Here is a 17278-nt window from a genome sequence, read left to right on the forward strand (position 1 = left end):
AGGGTGAGCTCATGGACATCACGCACCTCGGCCACTCCGCCGTTCTCGTCGAGACGCCGGACACCCGTGTGCTCATCGATCCGGGCAACATGTCCGACGGCTGGCACGGCCTCACCGACCTGGCGGCCGTCCTGATCACGCATCAGCATCCCGATCACGTCGACCCGGCCCGCCTCCCGGCGCTGCTGGCCGCCAATCCGCAGGCGCGCGTCCTCGTCGAGCCGAGCGTCGTCCGGATCGTGGCCGACGCCGGCGGCGAAGCCGAGCCCGTGCCGGCCGGGCGGACGCTGACGGTCGGCGGTCTGACCGTGGACACGGTCGGCGGTCTGCACGCGGTCATCCACCGCGACCTTTCGCGCATCGGGAACGTGGGCTTCGTCGTCCGGGAGACCGACGGTCCCGCCCTCTTCCACCCCGGGGACAGCCTTGCGACGGTTCCCGACGGCGTGGACATCCTCGCCACGCCCGCGTACGGCCCGTGGGCGGCGATGAAGGAGACGATCGACTTCGTCCGCGAGGTGGGGGCCTCCCGGGGGTTCCTCATCCATGAGGGACTGCTCAACGAGCGCGGCTGGGCGCTCAGCTTCGGGCGTCTCGGCGAGATGACCCCCACGGTCTACGCGGATCTGCGGAACGCCGGGCCGGCGTCGTTCTGACGGGCCGTCCCGTCACCGGCCCGGAGCCCCGCGGACGTCAACGCTTGGCGGCGGCGGAGATCTCCGCCTGGATCGCATCGGCCAGGTCGGACATGTCCACCTCGTCGCTCTCGCGAGCAGCGCCCAGGATGCTGACGTTCCCGTAGTTCAGCACGACGGCGTCGGTGTCCTCGATGTTCACCGAGAACCACCGCGCTCCGTTGACCGTGCCGACGCCTGTCTTGGTGCACGCCGACTCGGCGGCCTCGTACGGGACCCCGGCCGCGGCGCGGTCGGCGAACCGGGTGCCCGAGAACAGCAGTTCGTCGTCGGACGTCGTCGCGTAGAACCAGTCGTCGCCCGTGCGGACGATGGTGTTGATGGCCACCTGACAGGCGTCGGTGGAGGTCGTCGCGGTCGGTGTGCCGGTCGAGCGTGCCCCGACCGACCGGCCGAGCACGTCGCGCCCTTCGTCGAACACGGTGTCGAACTGCGCCGATGTCAGCGTCGGCGCGGAGTTCGCCAGCAGCACGAAGGCGACGACGGCGACAGCGACGACGAGCACGAGGACACCGGCGCCGAGGCCGATGACCAGGCCGAGTCTGCTCTTCTTGGGCGGCGGCAGGGGCTGGCCGAATCCGGCACCCGCCGGGGCGTAGGCGGTCGCTGCGGTCCCGGGCTGGGCGGGCGGCCAGCCCTGCGGAGGCGATGCGGACGGTGCGGGCGAGCTGTCGACGGGCGGTGCGGCTCCGTGCGGGGTGGGCGACGCGAACGAGCCGGGTGCCGGCGTCGGTGCCGGCGGGCTCGCGGCGGGCGGAACGATGGTCGGCGGCTGCCACGCGCCCGCCGGAGGCGGGACGGCCACGCCGTTGTCGGTGTAGAAGACCCAGCCGGACGGAGCCTGCGCCCAGGACGGCTCGGGCTGCCAGCCCGCAGGAGGGATGAACCCGGCGGGTGCCGCCGGCCACGAGGGAGGGCTGTGGAACGTGACGGGCATCGCTGTGGTCCCTTCTCTGGAGTCGGCGAACGCCGTGTGCCGCCGCTGCGGTGTGGCTCACCCGGTGCGACGTGCCCTCACAGTATCGGGCGGCCCACCCGGGCGCAGCCATCCATGGGAGGACCCGCGCGGCCCATCCACGCCCGGGGGCCCGGGTGATCGTGGACGGCGGCAGGCTCAGCGGCCACGTTCGCCGTGCAGGTCCCCGGTGAGAAAATGCTGGACGGCCGGTCCCACGAGGCGCACGATCTCGTCGTGCGACAGGGACGCCAGCGGCTGCAGCCGCATCAGATAGCGGCCCGCGAACAGGCCCACCATCTGGGTCTCGACACCGGCGGCGCGCCAGGCCTGGTCGCCGGGTTGCGCACCCGAGACGACGCGGCGCAACACCTCGTCGGCGAGGAAGCCCCCGAGGACGGGCCACAGGTCCGGCTCCTGGATCACGCCCTCCCGCAGCACCATCCACGACGGCGACTCCCAGAGGTCCAGCGCCGTCGCGACGACCCGCGGACCGAGCGTCGCCCGGTCGCCCTCGATGATGCGTTTCACCACGATGACAGGGTCGTACGCGACATCCAGGAGGGCGACGAACAGACCGCGCTTGGACTGGAAGTAGTGGTACACGAGGGCGGGATCCACCCCGGCCGTCCGCGCGATCGAACGCACCGAGGTCCGGGCGTACCCGGTCTCGAAGAACCGGGCGCGCGCCGCCTCGAGGATCTCTGCCCGGGTGTCGGGATTGCCCGTTCGCCGGCCTCGCCGCGAGGGAGCGGCAGGGGCGGGGCCGCCGTCCGTGCCGTCGCCGCGCTGCCGGCCGGTCACCGCCGCCCGGTTCTCGTCGTGAGTGCCACGAAGGCCTCTTCGAGGGACGGCGCCGGCCCTCCGGGCTCGGCGAGGGAGTCCCGGATCTCGCGCGGGCTCCCGTCGGCGATGACGCGTCCGCGATTCATGAAGGCGAGCCGCGTGCAGTTGATCGCCTCCTCCATGTAGTGCGTCGTGACGAACAGCGTCACGCCGCCCTCGGACAGGTCGGTGAGCAGATCCCAGAACCGCCGCCGCGCGACGGGGTCGACGCCGGAGGTCGGCTCGTCCAGGAACAACAGTTCCGGCCGGTGGATGGAGGCCGTCCCGAGCGCGAGCCGCTGACGCCACCCGACCGACAGGTTGCGGGCGAGCTCACCGACGCGGTCGGTGAGGCCCGCCATGCGCAGGATGTACTCGCGGCGCTCGGCGAAGGTCGCGGCGTCCAGGCCGTAGACACCCCCGTAGAAGCGGAGGTTCTCGTCGACGGTGAGGTCCTCGAAGAGCGAGAACCGCTGCGACATGTACCCGATCCGGCAACGGATCCGGTCGGGGTGACGGACGACATCGGTCCCGAGGACCTCCACGGATCCCGATGTCGGCCGCAGCGCTCCCGTGAGCATCCGGATCGTCGTCGTCTTCCCCGACCCGTTGGGCCCGAGGAAGCCGAAGATCTCGCCGGCGCGGACCTCGAGGTCGATGCCGCGCACGGCGGTGACGTGGCCGAAGGACTTGGTCAGTCCGCGGACGGAGACGGACGTGGCAGGGGCGGCGGGCCCGGACGCGATCATTCGGCGATCCTCCTGTGCGTGGCGGCGACGGCCGCTCCGAAGATCAGGACGGCGAACCCGGCGAGCCAGGCGAACGACATCGCGAGATCGCCGAAGCCGCTGTCCTTCACGAAGGCACCTCGAAGGACCACGAGGATGTGCGTCAGCGGAATGAACCGGCTGACGACCTGGAACGGAACCGGCATCGACGCGACCGGGAAGATGAATCCCGACAGGATCATCGACGGCAGCATCACGAACAGCACGGTCTGCTGCGCCTGCGCGCGCGTCCGCGACACGAGCGACACGAGCAGGCCCGTCCCGACGCTCACGAGCATGAACAGGGCCAGGCCCGCCGCGACGACGAGCACCGATCCGTTGAACGGAACCCGGAACCACACCATGCCCAGCAGGGCCACCACGGCCGCCTGGGCGGAGGCGAGCACGACGTACGGCGTGACCTTGCCGACGACGTACTCGGCCGGCCGGATCGGGGTCACGAACAACTGCTCCAGCGTCCCCGACTCGCGTTCCTTGACGACGGCCTGCGACATGATCACCCCCATCGAGATGAGCATCAGTGCGGCGATGAGCGCCGGGATCATCGTGTTGACGGTCGACAGCGTCGGGTTGAACTGCACGCGGATCCTGGCGTCGAGCCCGGGCGCCGCCGACAGGTCCAGCCCCATCGCGGCCGCCCTGTCGCTGTTGAACCGGGCGATCGCCTGCAGAGCGTATCCCGGCCCGACCGAGGCCGACACGTTGTCGGTCCCGTCGACGATGACCCCGATCGAGGGCTGCTCGCCGCGGGTCAGGGCGGCCGTCGTCCCCTCGGGGATCACGACGGCCACCTTGACGACGTTTCCGTCGAACAGCGCGCGCAGGTCGGATTCGGCCCCGGGCCGGCGCGTGATGTCGAAATAGCCCGAACTGCCGAGATCCGCGGCGAGCCGGCGCGACACCGTCGTCCGGTCGAGGTCGACGACGGCGGTGGGAAGCGACGTCACGTCGGCGGCGACGACGTATCCCATGAGGATCAACTGGACGATGGGCATCATCAGCGCGATCCGGATCAGCGTCGGATCGCGGCGCAGTTGGAGGAACTCCTTGCGGATGAGGAACCGGATCCGCCGGGGGTTCATCGCTGCCTCCGCGCGTACAGGAGGGTCGCCAGGGCGAGGACCACCACGGCGTACGCCCCGAGTTGGACCAGTTGCGGCCACAGCGTCTCGAATCCCGCGCCCTTGAGGAACACTCCGCGCGAGATCGTGACCATGTACCGGGCGGGGAACAGACAGCTCAGCCACTGCAGCGCCGGCGGGACGATCTCCAGGGGGAACGCGAAGCCCGACAGCAGGAATCCCGGCAGGAACGCCACCATGATGCCGAGGATGTTGGCGGTCTCGGCCGACGGCGCGAGCGCGGAGATGAGCAGCCCCAGGCCGAGGGCGCAGCACACGAACAACGCCGCTCCCGCGCCCAGCGTCCACGGGTCGCCGCGCAGGGGCAGACCGAACCCGATCATGCCGAGGACGGCGATGAGCGTCGCGTCGGCGAGGCCGAGGACGGTCCACGGGATGAGCTTTCCCACCATGAGCTCGGTCTGGCGCAGGGGGCTGATCCGCAGTTGCTCCGCGGTGCCGAGATCCCGCTCGCGGACGAGGGTGACGGCCGTCTGCTGGACGGTCACGATCATCACGATGACGACCATCAGGCCGGGGATGAGGAACAGCGAGGAGATCCGGTCCGGGTTGTACCAGGTGCGCGACTGCGCGGTGAGCTGCCCGGCCTGTGTGTCGATGCCGTTGGCGTCGGCCCAGGACACCGCGATCCGCTGGTCGGCGAGGCTGTTCAGAGCCGTCGCCATCGCTTCGGCGACGCGCGCGGAGTTGGTGTCGGAGCCGTCGACGAGGATCGACACGGCTGCCTTCTGCCCTCGCGCCAGCGTTCGGGCGAAACCGGCCGGGACGATCACGGCGGCGTCGGCGGTCCCGGCGTGGAACGCGTCGTCGACGTCGCTCAGCTCGTCACCGGTGCCGACCACCGTGAAGAAACCCGAGCCCTCGTAGGCGGCGAGGTAGTCGCGGCTTGCGGGAGTGCCGTCCTGGTCGATGACGAGGGTCCGCACGGAGCTGACGTCGAAGCTGACCGCGAAGCCGAACAGCACGAGCTGGACGATCGGGATCGCGAGGACGAGGACCAGGGTCCGCGGGTCGCGGGCGATGTGCAGGAACTCCTTGCGGACGACGGCGCCGAGCCGGCCGGTGGAGTTCACCGGTCGCCCCGTTCGGCCAGGACGGTGAAGGCGGTCTCCATGTCCATCGTGGCCGCGCGCACGGATCCGGTCGGCACGCCGAGCTCCGTGGCGACGACCGCGGGCGTCGGGTCGCCGTCCCACACGACGCGGGCGAGGTCGCCGAGGACATGTGCCGAGACGACGTGCGGCCGTCCCCGCGCGTCGGCGACGACGTCACGTGCGCTGTCTGCGGCGATCTCGACCAGCACGCCCGGCACCGCGGCGGTGATCTCGGCGGGGGTTCCGGTGCGGGTGATGCGGCCGGCATCGAGGAACGCCAGGTCGGTGCATCGCTCTGCCTCGTCCATGTAGGGGGTGGCGACCACGATCGTCGTGCCGCCGTCGTGGAGGTCGCGCAGGATGGACCAGAACTCGCGGCGCGACACGGGATCGACGCCGGTCGTGGGTTCGTCCAGCAGCAGGAGCGCGGGCTGCGTGAGCAGGGTCACTGCCAGCATGAGCTTCTGTTTCATGCCTCCCGACAGCCGCCCTGCCCGGCGTCGGCCGACGCCCGCCATCCCCATGCGGCCGAGGAGGTCGTCGCGGCGGCGGCGCCGCTCCGGGCGGTCGATGCCGCGCACGGTCGCGAAGAACTCGACGTTCTCGTCCACCGTGAGATCCGGGTACAGACAGAAGTGCTGCGGCATGTAGCCCAGCCGGGGCCGGATGTGGTCCTGTCCGGTGAGCACGGACGCGCCGAGCACGTCGGCGTCGCCGCCCGTCGGCCGGAGCACGGTCGCGAGCATGCGCAGCACGGTGGACTTGCCCGCCCCGTCGGGGCCGAGGAGCCCGAGGATCGCGCCCGCGCCGACGGTGAGGTCGACGGCGTCCACCGCGACGAGCGTGCCGAAGGCGCGGCTCAGCCCGCGGGCTGCGATGGCGGCCGGGGGAGCGGGCAGTGCGGCGGGAGTCGTCATCGGGTCACTCGAACGTGAGGTCGACGGGCATGCCCGGCTTCAGCGCCCCGCTGGGGTCGGAGAGCCGGATCCGCGCCTGGAACACGAGTGTGGTCCGCTGGTCGCTCGTCTCCACGTTGTCGGGGGTGAACTCGGCCGTGCTGGAGACGAAGCTCACGGTGCCGGGGTAGGTCGCGTCGGAGGAGTCCGAGCGGGCCGACACCTGCCGGCCGACGCTGACCCTGCCGAGATCGGGCTCGGGAACGTAGGTGCGGACGAACAGATCCGAGGTGTCCACGATGGTGACGAGGGTGCGTCCCGCGGCCGCCGCCTGGCCCGCGTTCGTCGCGACGGTCACCACGATCCCGTCGTGCGGGGCCGTGATGGCGGCGTACCCCTGCTGCACCTCGGCCAGGCTCACGGCGGCCTCGGCCTGCTTCTGCCGGGCCTGGGCCGCGGCGAGTTCGGCGGCGGTCCCGTCGTCCCGGGCCTGGGTGACCGCCGCCTTTGCGGCGTTCACGCCCTGTTCGGCCTGGGCGACCTGGAGCTTCAGCGCCGCATCGTCCAGGGTCACGACGACGTCGCCGGTCTTGACCGTGGCGCCTTCGCTCACCAGCACCCGGGTCACGCGCCCGGCGATGACGGAGGCCACGTCGTAGGTGGTGGCCTCGACCGTTCCGGTGGCGTCCCGGCCGGCCGTGGACGCGGTGTCCCTGGTGAGCCACCAGGCCGCGAGCCCGCCTCCGGTCACGAGGACGAGGACGACGATCACGATGACGGCCGTGGGCGGACGGCGATGGGCCATGGCATTCACCTTTCGCTGGTGCAGGGATCGACGGAGATGTCGACAGGACCGCCCGGCGGCAGCTCGTCGTCGCCGCCGATACGTACGGTGACGCGCACGGCCCGGACGAGATGGGAGTCCGAGGACGCCTGGGAGGTGGGCGGGTACTCGGCGGACGTCCCGATGGCGTCGATCCTGCCCGGAACGGAGTCGGCGAGCCAGTCGGCGGAGACACGGGCGGCATCTCCGGTGCACACCCGCGCGGCGTCGGCCGGGGGGAGCCAGGTGGTGAGCGTGGTCTGGGGCTGGGCGAGGGTGGCAAGGGTCGCGCCGGCCGCGAGCACCTGGCCGGCCGCCGCGATGCCGGTCACGATCCCGGCGGCGGGAGCGGTCACGGACGCTCGGGAGACGGCGAGCTCGGACTGCCGGACGGCGACATCGGCGGCTCCGACGGCGACACCGGCGAGGTCGATGAGGTGTGTGAGCTGGGTGCGGGCCGTGGCCAGTTCCGCCGTCGCGACGTCCAGCTCACGGCGCTCGGCGCGTGCCTGGGAGAGCCCGGCGTCGATCTGCGCGAGGGCTGTCGTGAGCTGCACGATCCCAGCCTGCAGCGTGGCGCGATCCTGGCCGATCTGGGCGGCCTGGGCGGCGGGAGGGTTCGCCGGGAGGGCGGCGAGCTGCCGCGAGGCCTGCTGCAGCCTGGAACTGGTCGGGCCACGCTGCGTCGTCAGCGAGGCGATCGCCGTGTCGATCCGCTCCTTCGCCGTGTCGATCGAGACGCGCCGGTCGTCGAGGTCGTCGCGCGACTCCCGCAGAAGAGTCACCTGAGCGGTGGCGACGGTCCGGTCGGCCTTCGCGGCGACGACCGCGGCGTCGAGCGCACGTGCATCGAGCAGGGCCAGGACCGTTCCGGCCGTGACATGCTCGCCGGTCCGCACGCGTACCTCGGCGACGCGCTGCGGCACGGTCGGCGTCGTGCTCGCGGAGGACGGGGCCACGGGGGACGTCCCCTCGGAGGCGGACGCCGACGCCGGCGCGGTGTCGAAGCCGGCGTCGGCGGACACGACGGGTGAGGCGATCGCGGGGACGCTGACGGTCAGCTCGGCGGAGTCCACGCGGCCCGTGACGGCGAGGGTGCCGTCGGAGGGCGCGGAACACGCTGCGAGCAGCAGCGCGGGCAGCAGGATCGCTGCGGCGCGGCGTCGAACCGTGAGTCGGGACACACGCACATGGAACAGTCTCGCAATTCATCGGGCAACGGGTGGTGAATTGCGTGTGCTCGCGAAACATCCACATGCCGAAGGGGAATGGGATCGGCTCCGGAATTCGGCAGCCGCGCGGTGAATTCCGTCGCGGCGGGCTCGTGATCCCGCTGCCGATGCGGGTTCGCTCGGGCCCTCCTGGCGATCAGCGCTGCGTGTCCGGATCTCGGGCGGCGCGGTCCGGCGCGAGCGTGCCCTGGACGCCGTCGAGGACGATGGCGAGCTTTCCGGTGAACCAGTCCAGCGGCGCAGCGGTGATGGCGCGGCTGATCGCGGCGTGGATCTGCTCCCGCTCGGCGGCCGTGGCGGCGTGCTGGGCCGGCTCGGGGCGCGGCCCGGCCGTCCACAGCTCGTGCAGGTGCTCCCGTCCCGGGCCGGCTCCGGGGATGTCGGTGTCCAGGTGCTCGACACCGCGCCGATTGTCGTTGACGAGGTCGAAGACGGCGTCGCAGGTGAGAACGGCGTTCTCGACGGTGAAGCCCTGGCGCATCAGCATCGCGCACAGGTCGTCCATGAGGCGCATGACCCCGAGCGGGACGATGCCCCGCGCGGCTTCGGTGGCCGAGCCGGGGTGGGCCTCCCAGGCGTGCCAGGCGGTCAGGGCGTAGGACTCGAGGACGTCCCGCCACGGTCCGGTCAGTGGCGGCCACTCGGTGTGCTCGATGGCGTAGTCGAGGGCGAGGCGCACCAGTTCGTCGCGGTCCCTGGCGTGGCGGAACAGTGTGGTCTCGCCGACACCGAGACGCTCGCGGACCGCGGCGAAGGTGAGTCTCGGGAAGCCGACGTCGAGAACGGCGCGGGCGATCGCGTCGCGCGTCAGCCGGGGTGGCCGGCCGCGGCGGGGTGGCGGGGGATCGTCGTGGCTCACGTCCCGGAGACCTCCGGCGTGGGGGCGAAGCGGCGGAATCGCGGGTGGAGCAGCACGAAGAGGGCGACCAGGCCCATGACGACCGCGCCGACGATGATCGGGAGCGGCTCCCAGAGACCGTAGAGCGCCGTGCTGGCGGTGGGGGCGATGACGAACGTGAGCCCGTTGGTGGCGCCGACGAGGCCGGCGAGACCGCCCTGCTCGTCCCGTCCGACGAGCAGCGTGGGGCCTGCCGTGTAGCCGGGCGTTGCGATGCCGAGACCGAGGCCGATGAGCAGGACCGAGCCGATGAGGGTGACGGCACCGGTGTCCGGGATGAGCAGCACGAAGCCGATCAGCGCGACGGTGCTGCCCACCCGCAACAGGGTGGGTGGCGTCCACCGGCTCCGGGGCACGATCACGCTCTGGGCGACGAACATGCCGATGCCCGCCGCCAACAGCGTGCCGCCGGTGAACAGCCCGGTGGCCTCCGCGTCCAGGCCGAGCCGGTCCTGGACGATGAACCCGGTGATCACCTGGATGAAGCCGAGTGCGGTGAACATCCCGAACCCGGCGAGCAGGAAGGGCCACACCCGGCGGTCGGCCGGACTGATCCGAGCGGGATCCTCGACGAGCTCGGCGGCCGGCTCGCGGCGCAGCCGGAGGCCGACCAGCGCCAGGCCGGCGGCGAGCAGGAGCGGAACCGCGACGAGGGGCGCCATGAGGTCGAAGCCGGACAGGACGCCGCCGACGACGGCACCGGCCACCATGGCGATGCCCTGCACGGCCCCGACCCCGGCCATGCCCTTGACCCGTGTCGACTCGTCGTGCGTGACGTCGGCGATGTAGGCCTGCGCGGTCGGCGGCACGGCGGCGATGGCGGTTCCGAAGCCGATGCCGCGCAGCAGGACGAACGAGGCGAACAGCGCTGTTCCGGTGACGATGCCACGCATCCCGAGTTGGGCGAGCAGTGCGAACAGGGCCATCGTCGCGGTCGCCAGGGTGAGCGCGGCGACGAGGACCGGCTTGCGCCCCCACGACTGCGAGCGCCTGCCCCAGAACTGACTGCTGATCACGACCATGATCGCGGCCACGCTGATCGTGACGCCGATCTGCCACTCGGCGAGCCCGACTTCGCGCGACAGCGGGGCGATGATCGGGTTGAGGGTCATCTGGCCCAGATAGACGAGGAACACCGCGGACAGCAGCAGCGGGATCTGCGTCGTGGTGGGTCGGTTGGCGGTGGCTGCGGGCGGAGTCATGCGGCTGCCTCCGGATCGTGGCGGTCAGGTGAGGTCGAGCGCTGGTGCGCGGCGAGCCTATCCATATTTCGGGGGTATGCCACCGAAATTGTCGCCATGTGAACGCGGTGCACGCATGTGCCGTCGAGTCGCCCGGCCGCGAGCATCCGCGCCGCGCCGGGCGGCCGCCGTCAGGAGGGCGTCGGCGAGCCCGAGTGGGTGTGCATGCGGACGCCTGCCTCGTTGAAGATGCTGAGCACGTGGGCGGGACGGTTGCCCGCCGCGCACATCGCATGGGGGATGCGGGTGTCGAACTCGGCCGCCTCGCCGTGGATCAGGGTGAGGTCCCGCTCGCCGAGTCGCAGGCGCAGGCGGCCGGTCAGCACGTAGAGCCACTCGAACCCGTCGTGCACGCGCAGCTCCGGCAGGGTCTCCACCGGCGGGTAGGTGATCCGGTAGGTATGGATCGGCGAGCCCTCGGGCGCGAGCGGGGCGATCACCAGTCCGTCCCGGCGGATGACCGGTCGTCGTACCCGCGGATCCGGGGTCTCGTCCGCGACCAGGTCGTCGATGCGGAGGCCGAGCCGGCGCGTGAGCGGGATCAACAGCTCGAGGTTCGCCTGCCGCTTCCCCGACTCCAGTCGCGAGAGCGTGCTCGCGGAGATCGACGTCTGCGCGGCGAGCTCGCCGAGCGTCCAGCCGCGAGCCTGCCGCGCCGCCCTCAGCCGCGCACCGATCTGCGCCACAGCCTGCGTCATGGTCGCCTCCTTGCCGATTCCGCAAACGACCTTGCGGTATCGCCATTGTGCCGGAGAGGCTGGGGGAATGGAGGATCTCCGATGGGATGTCGTGGTGATCGGCGGTGGCGCGGCCGGGCTGAGCGCCGCCCTCATGCTCGGCCGAGCGCGTCGGCGGGTGCTCGTGATCGACGCGGGACGTCCGCGCAACCGCTTCGCCGCGCACATGCACGGCGTCCTCGGGCACGAAGGCGACAATCCGGCCGAGCTGCTCTCCCGCGGGCGGGCCGAGGCGGCGGAGTACGGCGTCGAGTTCGTCGACGGATCGGTGGAACGGGTCGAGCGGGACGGCGAGGATGTCGCGATCGGCGTGACCGACGGCCGGACGCAGCGGGCACGCGCGGTCGTCATCGCGTCCGGTCTGTCCGACGAGCTTCCCGACGTCCCGGGCCTGGCCGTACGGTGGGGGACGAGCGTGCTGCACTGTCCCTACTGCCACGGCTGGGAGTTCCGCGATCGGCGACTCGGCGTGCTGGTGACCTCGCCGCTCGGACTGCATCAGGCCGAGCTCGTGCGGCAGTGGAGCGATCGGGTGACGGTGTTCACCGCCGGGCTCGGCGATCTCGACCCGGTCGCCGAGCGACGCCTGCGGGCCCGGGGCGTCGACATGGTCGCCTCGCCGCTCGTCGAGATCGTCGGTGACGGGGAGCGGATCGCGGAGGTCCGTACCGCCGATGGCCGGGGCACGCCCCTGGACGCGATGTTCGTCGTCCCGCGCGCGTTGCCGCGGGACGGCTTCTCGGCCCACGCCGGACTGGCCCGCACGGAGGGCCCGTTCGGCAGCCTCCTCGCGGTCGACGCGCGGGGCAGGACCAGCGACGACCGCATCTGGGCGGTCGGCAACGTCGTCGACCCCGCCGCGAACGTCCCCATGGCGATCGGCGCCGGCGCGGCCACGGGAGCGGCCGTGAACGCGGCCCTCGTCGAAGGGGACGTCGACGAGGCCATCGGTCGCGGAGGCGCCTGGCCGGACATCGCTCCGGCCGACTACTGGGAGGACCGGTATGCGGCCCGCGACCGAGTCTGGTCGGGGAATCCGAACGCAGCGCTGGTGGAGGTCGCGACCCGGCTCATCCCGGGCCGCGGGCTGGACCTCGGGTGCGGGGAGGGCGCCGACGCGATCTGGCTCGCCCAGCACGGGTGGGAGGTCACGGGCATCGACATCTCGCCCACGGCCGTGCGGCGGGCCGCGGAGGCGGCTCACGCCCTCGGCCTGCCGCCCGATCGCATCGGCTTCGTCGCCGCCGACCTGTCCGAGTGGGACGACGGGAGGCTCTACGACCTGGTGACGTCGAGCTTCCTGCACTCGCCGGTCGAGCTCGCCCGCACGGAGGCGCTGCGCCGCGCCGCCGGCCGGGTGGCACCCGCCGGCCACCTGCTCATCGTGAGCCATGCCGCGGCGCCACCGTGGGCCGATGCGACGGACGGTCACGAGCACCGTTTCCTGTCGCCGGACGAGGAGATCGACGCCCTCGCCCTGGACCCCGCCGCGTGGAGTGTGGTGATCGCGGAGACCCGCACCCGCGAGGCCGCCGGCCCGCACGGGAGGCAGGGGACACTGGACGACTCGGTCGTCCTGCTGCGTCGGCGCTGATCCCGGACGGCCCGGTCCCGTCGCGGCTCGGGGTGCTGCGTCGCCGGCCGTGGAGGCCCTCGTCGCCGTGGTCCACTTCGGCCGAATTGGCCTGGAGCGGGAGCGGGTGGGCGCACGAGACTGTCGGCATCCGATCAGCGACGATCGAAGGAGGGCCATCATGACTCGGCGTCCGGACGACATCCCGACCCGTCAGTTCGACTGGGGGACGATCAAGTGGCTGGTCGCCTCCGAACTCGGGGACGACGCCGGCATCACCGTCGGTGAGGTCATCATCTACCCGGGCCAGGGGCACGCGCCGCACACGCACGAGGCCGAAGAGGTGCTGTATGTCGTGAGCGGCGAGGGCTCCCAGACGGTGGGCGAGGGAACGCAGGCGTATCCCGTCGTGGCCGGGGACGTCGTCTACGTCCCCTACGGCGCGGTGCACTCGACCTACAACACCTCGTGGAGCCCGCTGCGGATCATCGCCGTCTACAACCCGCGCGGCCCCGAGAGGCTCCTCGACGAACTCCCCGACGCGCGGATCCTCGACCCCGGCGTCCCACCCCGCTGGGTGCAGGGCTGAACCACCGACTCCGGGTCCCGGGCAGGCGGCGATGCCCCCGGGGCCCGGCCTGCGCGGCGCGTCACCTGCTCAGGCGACGTTCATGGTGACGGTCGACCCCTCGGCCGCCTTCGTCCCCGCGGCGGGGTTCGTGGACACCACCAGTCCCAGCGGCGTTGCGATGAGGTAGTTCATCTTCACCGTGAAGCCGGCGTTCTGCAGGAGGACCTTCGCCTTGCCGGAGTCCATCGCGCGGACGTTCGGCACGCTCACCATGACGGGACCGAGGCTCGGCACGAGCGTGATCGTGTCGCCCTTCTTGCCCGTGCCGGAACTCGGCGTCTGCGACACGATGCCGTCCTTGGCGACGGTCTTGGAGTTCTTCGACGTGCCGAGCACGACCTTGAAACCGGCCTTCTCCAGCGCCGCCTTCGCCGTGGCCACGGGCTTGCCCGTGTAGTCCGTGATCGAGATCGGCTGAGGCCCCTTGGACACGGTGAGGTCGACCGTCGCGCCCTTCTTCAGCAGCGCTCCCGCCTTCTGCGACGCGCGCACGACGACACCCTTGGCGACCTTCTCGTCGTACTGCTCGGTGACCTTTCCGAGGCCGAGATTCGCCTCGGTGAGCGCGGTGGCCGCCTCCTCCTTCGTGAGCCCGGCCAGGGTCGGCACGGTGTAGCGCTCGGGTCCTTTGGAGACGACGGCCGTGACCGTGCTGTCCCGCAGCACCTGGGATCCGCTCTGGGGATCGGTCGAGATGATGGCCCCGGCGGGGACGGTCTCGCTGTAGTCCTCGGTGAACGTCACCTGCACGTTCGCGGCCTCGGCGGCGGTGCGTGCATCGGCCTCCGTCATGCTCACCAGTTGCGGTGCCTGGGTGTAGCGACCGGCCAGCATCCACCAGGCGCCGACGCCGGTCACGAGCGACATGGCCAGCACCAGGGCGATGAGGGCGCCGAGGCGCCGCCGCCGGTACACCGCACGCCTGTCGCGGGGACGAGACGGCGTCGTGGCCATCCGCACGGTGGCGGGCGGCGGCGAGGACGGGCTGTACCGCTCGGGTGTCGTGACGCTGAGGGGAGTCCGCGGCGTCGGCGTGGCGGCGGGCGACGCCGGGTGGGGCACGTTCGCCGCCGGGACGGCCGAGATGCGCGTGGTGGTGGCCGAGCCGGGGGAGGCGGCCGTGCGCGCCTCGAACTCGGAGAGGGTTCGGGCGCGCATCCGCTCGGTCAGCGCAGGATCGTTCATGACGCCCGCCCCCAGCGCCTTGCGGGCCGCTCGGACCTGCGTCAACAGGACGCGGGCGTCCACCGGACGGTCGCCCATCTCGCGCGCCGTCGCCGTCGTGACCAGCGCGTCCACGTAGGGCGGGATCGCCGACCGGCTCGTCAGCCAGTTGCCCGAGAGCACCGAGGACGGCTCGGGCACGGACTTGTGGACGTGGCTGTAGGCGACCTGGATCGGATTCTCTCCGGTGTGCGGCTTCGTCCCGGTGAGCAGCTCGAACAGGACCACGCCGATCGAGTACACGTCGGAGCACGGCTTCGGCCGACCCTCGGTCACGAGTTCGGGGGCGATGTAGGAGACGGTGCCGAGCAGCAGCCCCTGCGTCGCCGTCGCGGTCTGTGCCGTGATGGCCTTCGCGAGGCCGAAGTCCACGACCTTCACGCGGCCGCGGTCGGAGATGAGCACGTTCTCGGGCTTGACGTCGCGATGGATCAGGCCCGCGGTGTGGGCGGACGCGACGGCCGCGACGATGGGCTCGATCAGGTCCAGGGCCCGGAGCGGATCGAGCGGTGCCTCGGTGGTGACGATAGTGCGGAGGGTTCGTCCCTCGACGTACTCCATGACGATGTAGGGACGCCCGCCGTCCAGTCCCTGGTCGAAGACGGACACGATGTTGGGGTGCGACAGCCGCGCCGCCGCCCGCGCCTCGCGATCGAACTTGCGGGCGAACTCCTGGTCGTCGCCCAGGCCTTCATGCATCACCTTGATCGCCACCGTGCGCGACAGGCGGCGGTCCGTGGCAAGGTAGACGGTCGCCATGCCGCCCCGCGCCAGGCGCCGGACGATCTCGTAGCGACCGTCGAGTACCCGCCCGACCAAGTGGTCGTGCATGTTCATCGTGGTCACACCGCTCCCAACACGGTCGGGGAAGAAGGCCGTGTCAGCCCTGACTGGGAGTCTAGGCACATCGTGACAATGCCGCCGTGCGGCTCGCCGTCACGCGTGTCATGGTTCCCGCGGACCGTGACGATTACCCTGGGCATGTGACCGTACTGATGGGGCTGGACGCGCGGCTTCGGATGGCCCGGCTCTTCGTGTCCACCGACAGCCGGCAGGGCAGCGATGATCTGGAGGATTTCCTCGAGGGTGTGTTCTCCGGCGGGGCGGACATGATCGCGATCTCCGAGACGGGTCTGCGCCCGTCGCGGATGGTGGCGGCTCTCGAGGTGGCGCGCAGCGTCGCCTTCCATCACGTGCAGGGCCTGGTCGTCGTCGACGAGTCCCTGGACGTCGCCGAGCAGTTCGGTGCCGACGTGCTGGAGCTGGACGCCACCTCGTCCGCCGCGGCGGCGCGTCGGGTGCTCCACACATGGGCGCTGATCGGGCGGTCGGCGACGACACCTGCCGAGATCGACGCCGCCCTGGCCGACCCCGACATCAGCCACGTCACCGTCGGCCCGGTGTTCTCCACCGGCGGGGCGCCGGATCTCGACCTCGTCGGTTACGCGGCGCGGGTGGCCCCGCCCGGGGACGTGGCCGGCAAGCCGTGGTTCGCGTTCGGCGGGATCACCCTCGACAACGCCGACGAGGTGTTCGAGGCAGGTGCACGGCGGTTGCTCGTGTCCCGCGCGATCGTGAAGGCTCCCGATCCGCAGGCGGCCTGCGAACGGTTCAAGGACAAGCTGCGGCGCCTGTGGAACTCCGACGAGTCCATGCAGGCCTACATCTTCGGCGTCCTGTAGGCCGGGTACGGCCGGTCGGGCGCGAGGCGCGTCCTTTCCCGTCCCGGCGCGTGCGAGGTCACGCCAGCAGCCGGGTGAGCGTCTCACGGGCGTCCACCATGGCGGGCCCGTACCAGGACAGCGCCCTTCCCGGCACGAGGCGGCAGACGAGCGGGGCGAGCGCGTCCGGCCCGTCGGCCGCGGTGAACGGATACGGCTCGTCGGGCAGGACGACGAGGTCGGGGCGCGCGTCGGCGATGGCCGTCACGGGCATCGGGGGGTAGCGGGCGCCCTGCTCGGCCCCCGCATTGATCAGGCCGATCCTGGTGAGGACGTCGTGCGCGTAGGTGTCCGCGCCGACGACCATCCACGGGTCGCGCCAGATCGGAGCCACGACACGGCGCCCGGTCGCGGGAGCCGCCGGTCGCCACACGTCCGCCGCGCGATCCAGCCATGCCGGATGCGAGACGCGCAGCCCCTCGGCGAACAGCCGGCCGAGACTGGCCAGCGCCTCGGGCACACTGTCGATCCGGGTGACCCACACGGGAATGCCGGCATCCCGGAGCCGATCGACGTCCAGTCGGCGGTTCTCCTCCTGATTGGCCACGACGAGGTCGGGGCGCAGCGCGCGGATCGCCGCGATGTCCGGGTTCTTGGTGCCGCGCACCCGCGCCACCGCGAGGCCGGCCGGATGGGTGCACCACTGCGTGGCTCCGACGAGGAGGTCCGGTGCGCTTGCCGCGACCGCCTCGGTCAGGGACGGGACGAGGGAGACCACCCGCGCGGGGGCCTGCGCCAGGGGAACGTCGTGCCCGAGATCGTCGTGCATGGCTCCATCCTGCCTCGGGGCCGAGAGCCCTCGG

Annotated in this window: 17 protein-coding genes; 4 read left to right on the top strand and 13 right to left on the bottom strand. The window is 71.8% G+C overall.

The window, feature by feature from the left end; genetic code table 11:
• Positions 1 to 11: 11 nt before the first annotated feature.
• On the top strand, positions 12 to 656 hold the full coding sequence (locus G555_RS0105880) for an MBL fold metallo-hydrolase (RefSeq protein WP_028708158.1): 645 nt from the start codon (positions 12 to 14) through the stop codon (positions 654 to 656).
• A 37-nt stretch (positions 657 to 693) separates the two neighbouring features.
• Here the strand turns inward: G555_RS0105880 and G555_RS21135 are convergent, their stop codons facing one another.
• The 11 genes from G555_RS21135 to G555_RS0105935 all read right to left on the bottom strand — a co-directional run bounded on the left by G555_RS21135 (position 694) and on the right by G555_RS0105935 (position 11287).
• Positions 694 to 1632: a hypothetical protein gene (locus G555_RS21135; protein ID WP_028708159.1), complete on the bottom strand. Its 939-nt coding sequence runs from the start codon at positions 1630 to 1632 to the stop codon at positions 694 to 696.
• 177 nt (positions 1633 to 1809) lie between these two features.
• Positions 1810 to 2454 carry a TetR/AcrR family transcriptional regulator gene (locus G555_RS18240; RefSeq protein ID WP_051208489.1) on the bottom strand — a complete coding sequence of 215 codons (645 nt, stop codon included), beginning with the start codon at positions 2452 to 2454 and terminating at the stop codon, positions 1810 to 1812.
• Positions 2451 to 3224, bottom strand: a complete 774-nt coding sequence (locus G555_RS0105895) for an ABC transporter ATP-binding protein (protein WP_028708160.1) — start codon at positions 3222 to 3224, stop codon at positions 2451 to 2453. The genes G555_RS18240 and G555_RS0105895 overlap by 4 nt, the downstream gene beginning before the upstream one ends.
• Positions 3221 to 4345 (bottom strand): ABC transporter permease, encoded by a 1125-nt coding sequence (locus tag G555_RS18245; protein ID WP_051208490.1) that lies wholly within the window; start codon positions 4343 to 4345, stop codon positions 3221 to 3223. The genes G555_RS0105895 and G555_RS18245 overlap by 4 nt, the downstream gene beginning before the upstream one ends.
• Entirely contained in the window at positions 4342 to 5478 is a 1137-nt protein-coding gene (locus G555_RS0105905) for an ABC transporter permease (protein WP_028708161.1), read from the bottom strand. Before G555_RS0105905 ends, G555_RS18245 begins: the two co-directional genes overlap by 4 nt.
• Positions 5475 to 6416 carry an ABC transporter ATP-binding protein gene (locus tag G555_RS18250; protein WP_051208491.1) on the bottom strand — a complete coding sequence of 314 codons (942 nt, stop codon included), beginning with the start codon at positions 6414 to 6416 and terminating at the stop codon, positions 5475 to 5477. The genes G555_RS0105905 and G555_RS18250 overlap by 4 nt, the downstream gene beginning before the upstream one ends.
• Before the next feature lie 4 nt (positions 6417 to 6420).
• Complete coding sequence (locus tag G555_RS18255; protein WP_051208492.1) at positions 6421 to 7200, bottom strand: HlyD family secretion protein; 780 nt, start codon at positions 7198 to 7200, stop codon at positions 6421 to 6423.
• A gap of 5 nt (positions 7201 to 7205) precedes the next feature.
• Positions 7206 to 8408, bottom strand: a complete 1203-nt coding sequence (locus G555_RS0105920; protein ID WP_028708163.1) for an HlyD family secretion protein — start codon at positions 8406 to 8408, stop codon at positions 7206 to 7208.
• A 178-nt stretch (positions 8409 to 8586) separates the two neighbouring features.
• Positions 8587 to 9309, bottom strand: coding sequence for a TetR/AcrR family transcriptional regulator (locus G555_RS0105925; protein ID WP_051208493.1), 723 nt, complete (start codon positions 9307 to 9309; stop codon positions 8587 to 8589).
• Entirely contained in the window at positions 9306 to 10550 is a 1245-nt protein-coding gene (locus G555_RS0105930; protein WP_028708165.1) for an MFS transporter, read from the bottom strand. Before G555_RS0105930 ends, G555_RS0105925 begins: the two co-directional genes overlap by 4 nt.
• 170 nt (positions 10551 to 10720) lie before the next feature.
• Complete coding sequence (locus tag G555_RS0105935; protein WP_028708166.1) at positions 10721 to 11287, bottom strand: helix-turn-helix domain-containing protein; 567 nt, start codon at positions 11285 to 11287, stop codon at positions 10721 to 10723.
• 67 nt (positions 11288 to 11354) lie between these two features.
• Here G555_RS0105935 and G555_RS0105940 point away from each other — a divergent pair, with 67 nt between their 5' ends.
• Both G555_RS0105940 and G555_RS0105945 read left to right on the top strand, forming a co-directional pair.
• Positions 11355 to 12920 carry a bifunctional NAD(P)/FAD-dependent oxidoreductase/class I SAM-dependent methyltransferase gene (locus tag G555_RS0105940; RefSeq protein WP_028708167.1) on the top strand — a complete coding sequence of 522 codons (1566 nt, stop codon included), beginning with the start codon at positions 11355 to 11357 and terminating at the stop codon, positions 12918 to 12920.
• 160 nt (positions 12921 to 13080) lie between these two features.
• Complete coding sequence (locus G555_RS0105945) at positions 13081 to 13488, top strand: cupin domain-containing protein (protein WP_028708168.1); 408 nt, start codon at positions 13081 to 13083, stop codon at positions 13486 to 13488.
• A 69-nt stretch (positions 13489 to 13557) separates the two neighbouring features.
• Here G555_RS0105945 and pknB read toward each other — a convergent pair whose 3' ends face one another.
• Entirely contained in the window at positions 13558 to 15585 is a 2028-nt protein-coding gene (pknB, locus tag G555_RS0105950; RefSeq protein WP_245581203.1) for a Stk1 family PASTA domain-containing Ser/Thr kinase, read from the bottom strand.
• 152 nt (positions 15586 to 15737) lie between these two features.
• Here pknB and G555_RS0105955 point away from each other — a divergent pair, with 152 nt between their 5' ends.
• A complete protein-coding gene (locus tag G555_RS0105955; protein WP_028708170.1) occupies positions 15738 to 16436 on the top strand; it encodes a thiamine phosphate synthase in 699 nt (232 codons plus the stop codon).
• Positions 16437 to 16494: 58 nt separating this feature from the next.
• Here the strand turns inward: G555_RS0105955 and G555_RS0105960 are convergent, their stop codons facing one another.
• Positions 16495 to 17244, bottom strand: coding sequence for a helical backbone metal receptor (locus G555_RS0105960; RefSeq protein WP_028708171.1), 750 nt, complete (start codon positions 17242 to 17244; stop codon positions 16495 to 16497).
• Positions 17245 to 17278: the final 34 nt, after the last annotated feature.

It is taken from the genome of Propionicicella superfundia DSM 22317 (assembly GCF_000423465.1).
Taxonomy (GTDB): Bacteria; Actinomycetota; Actinomycetes; order Propionibacteriales; family Propionibacteriaceae; genus Propionicicella; species Propionicicella superfundia.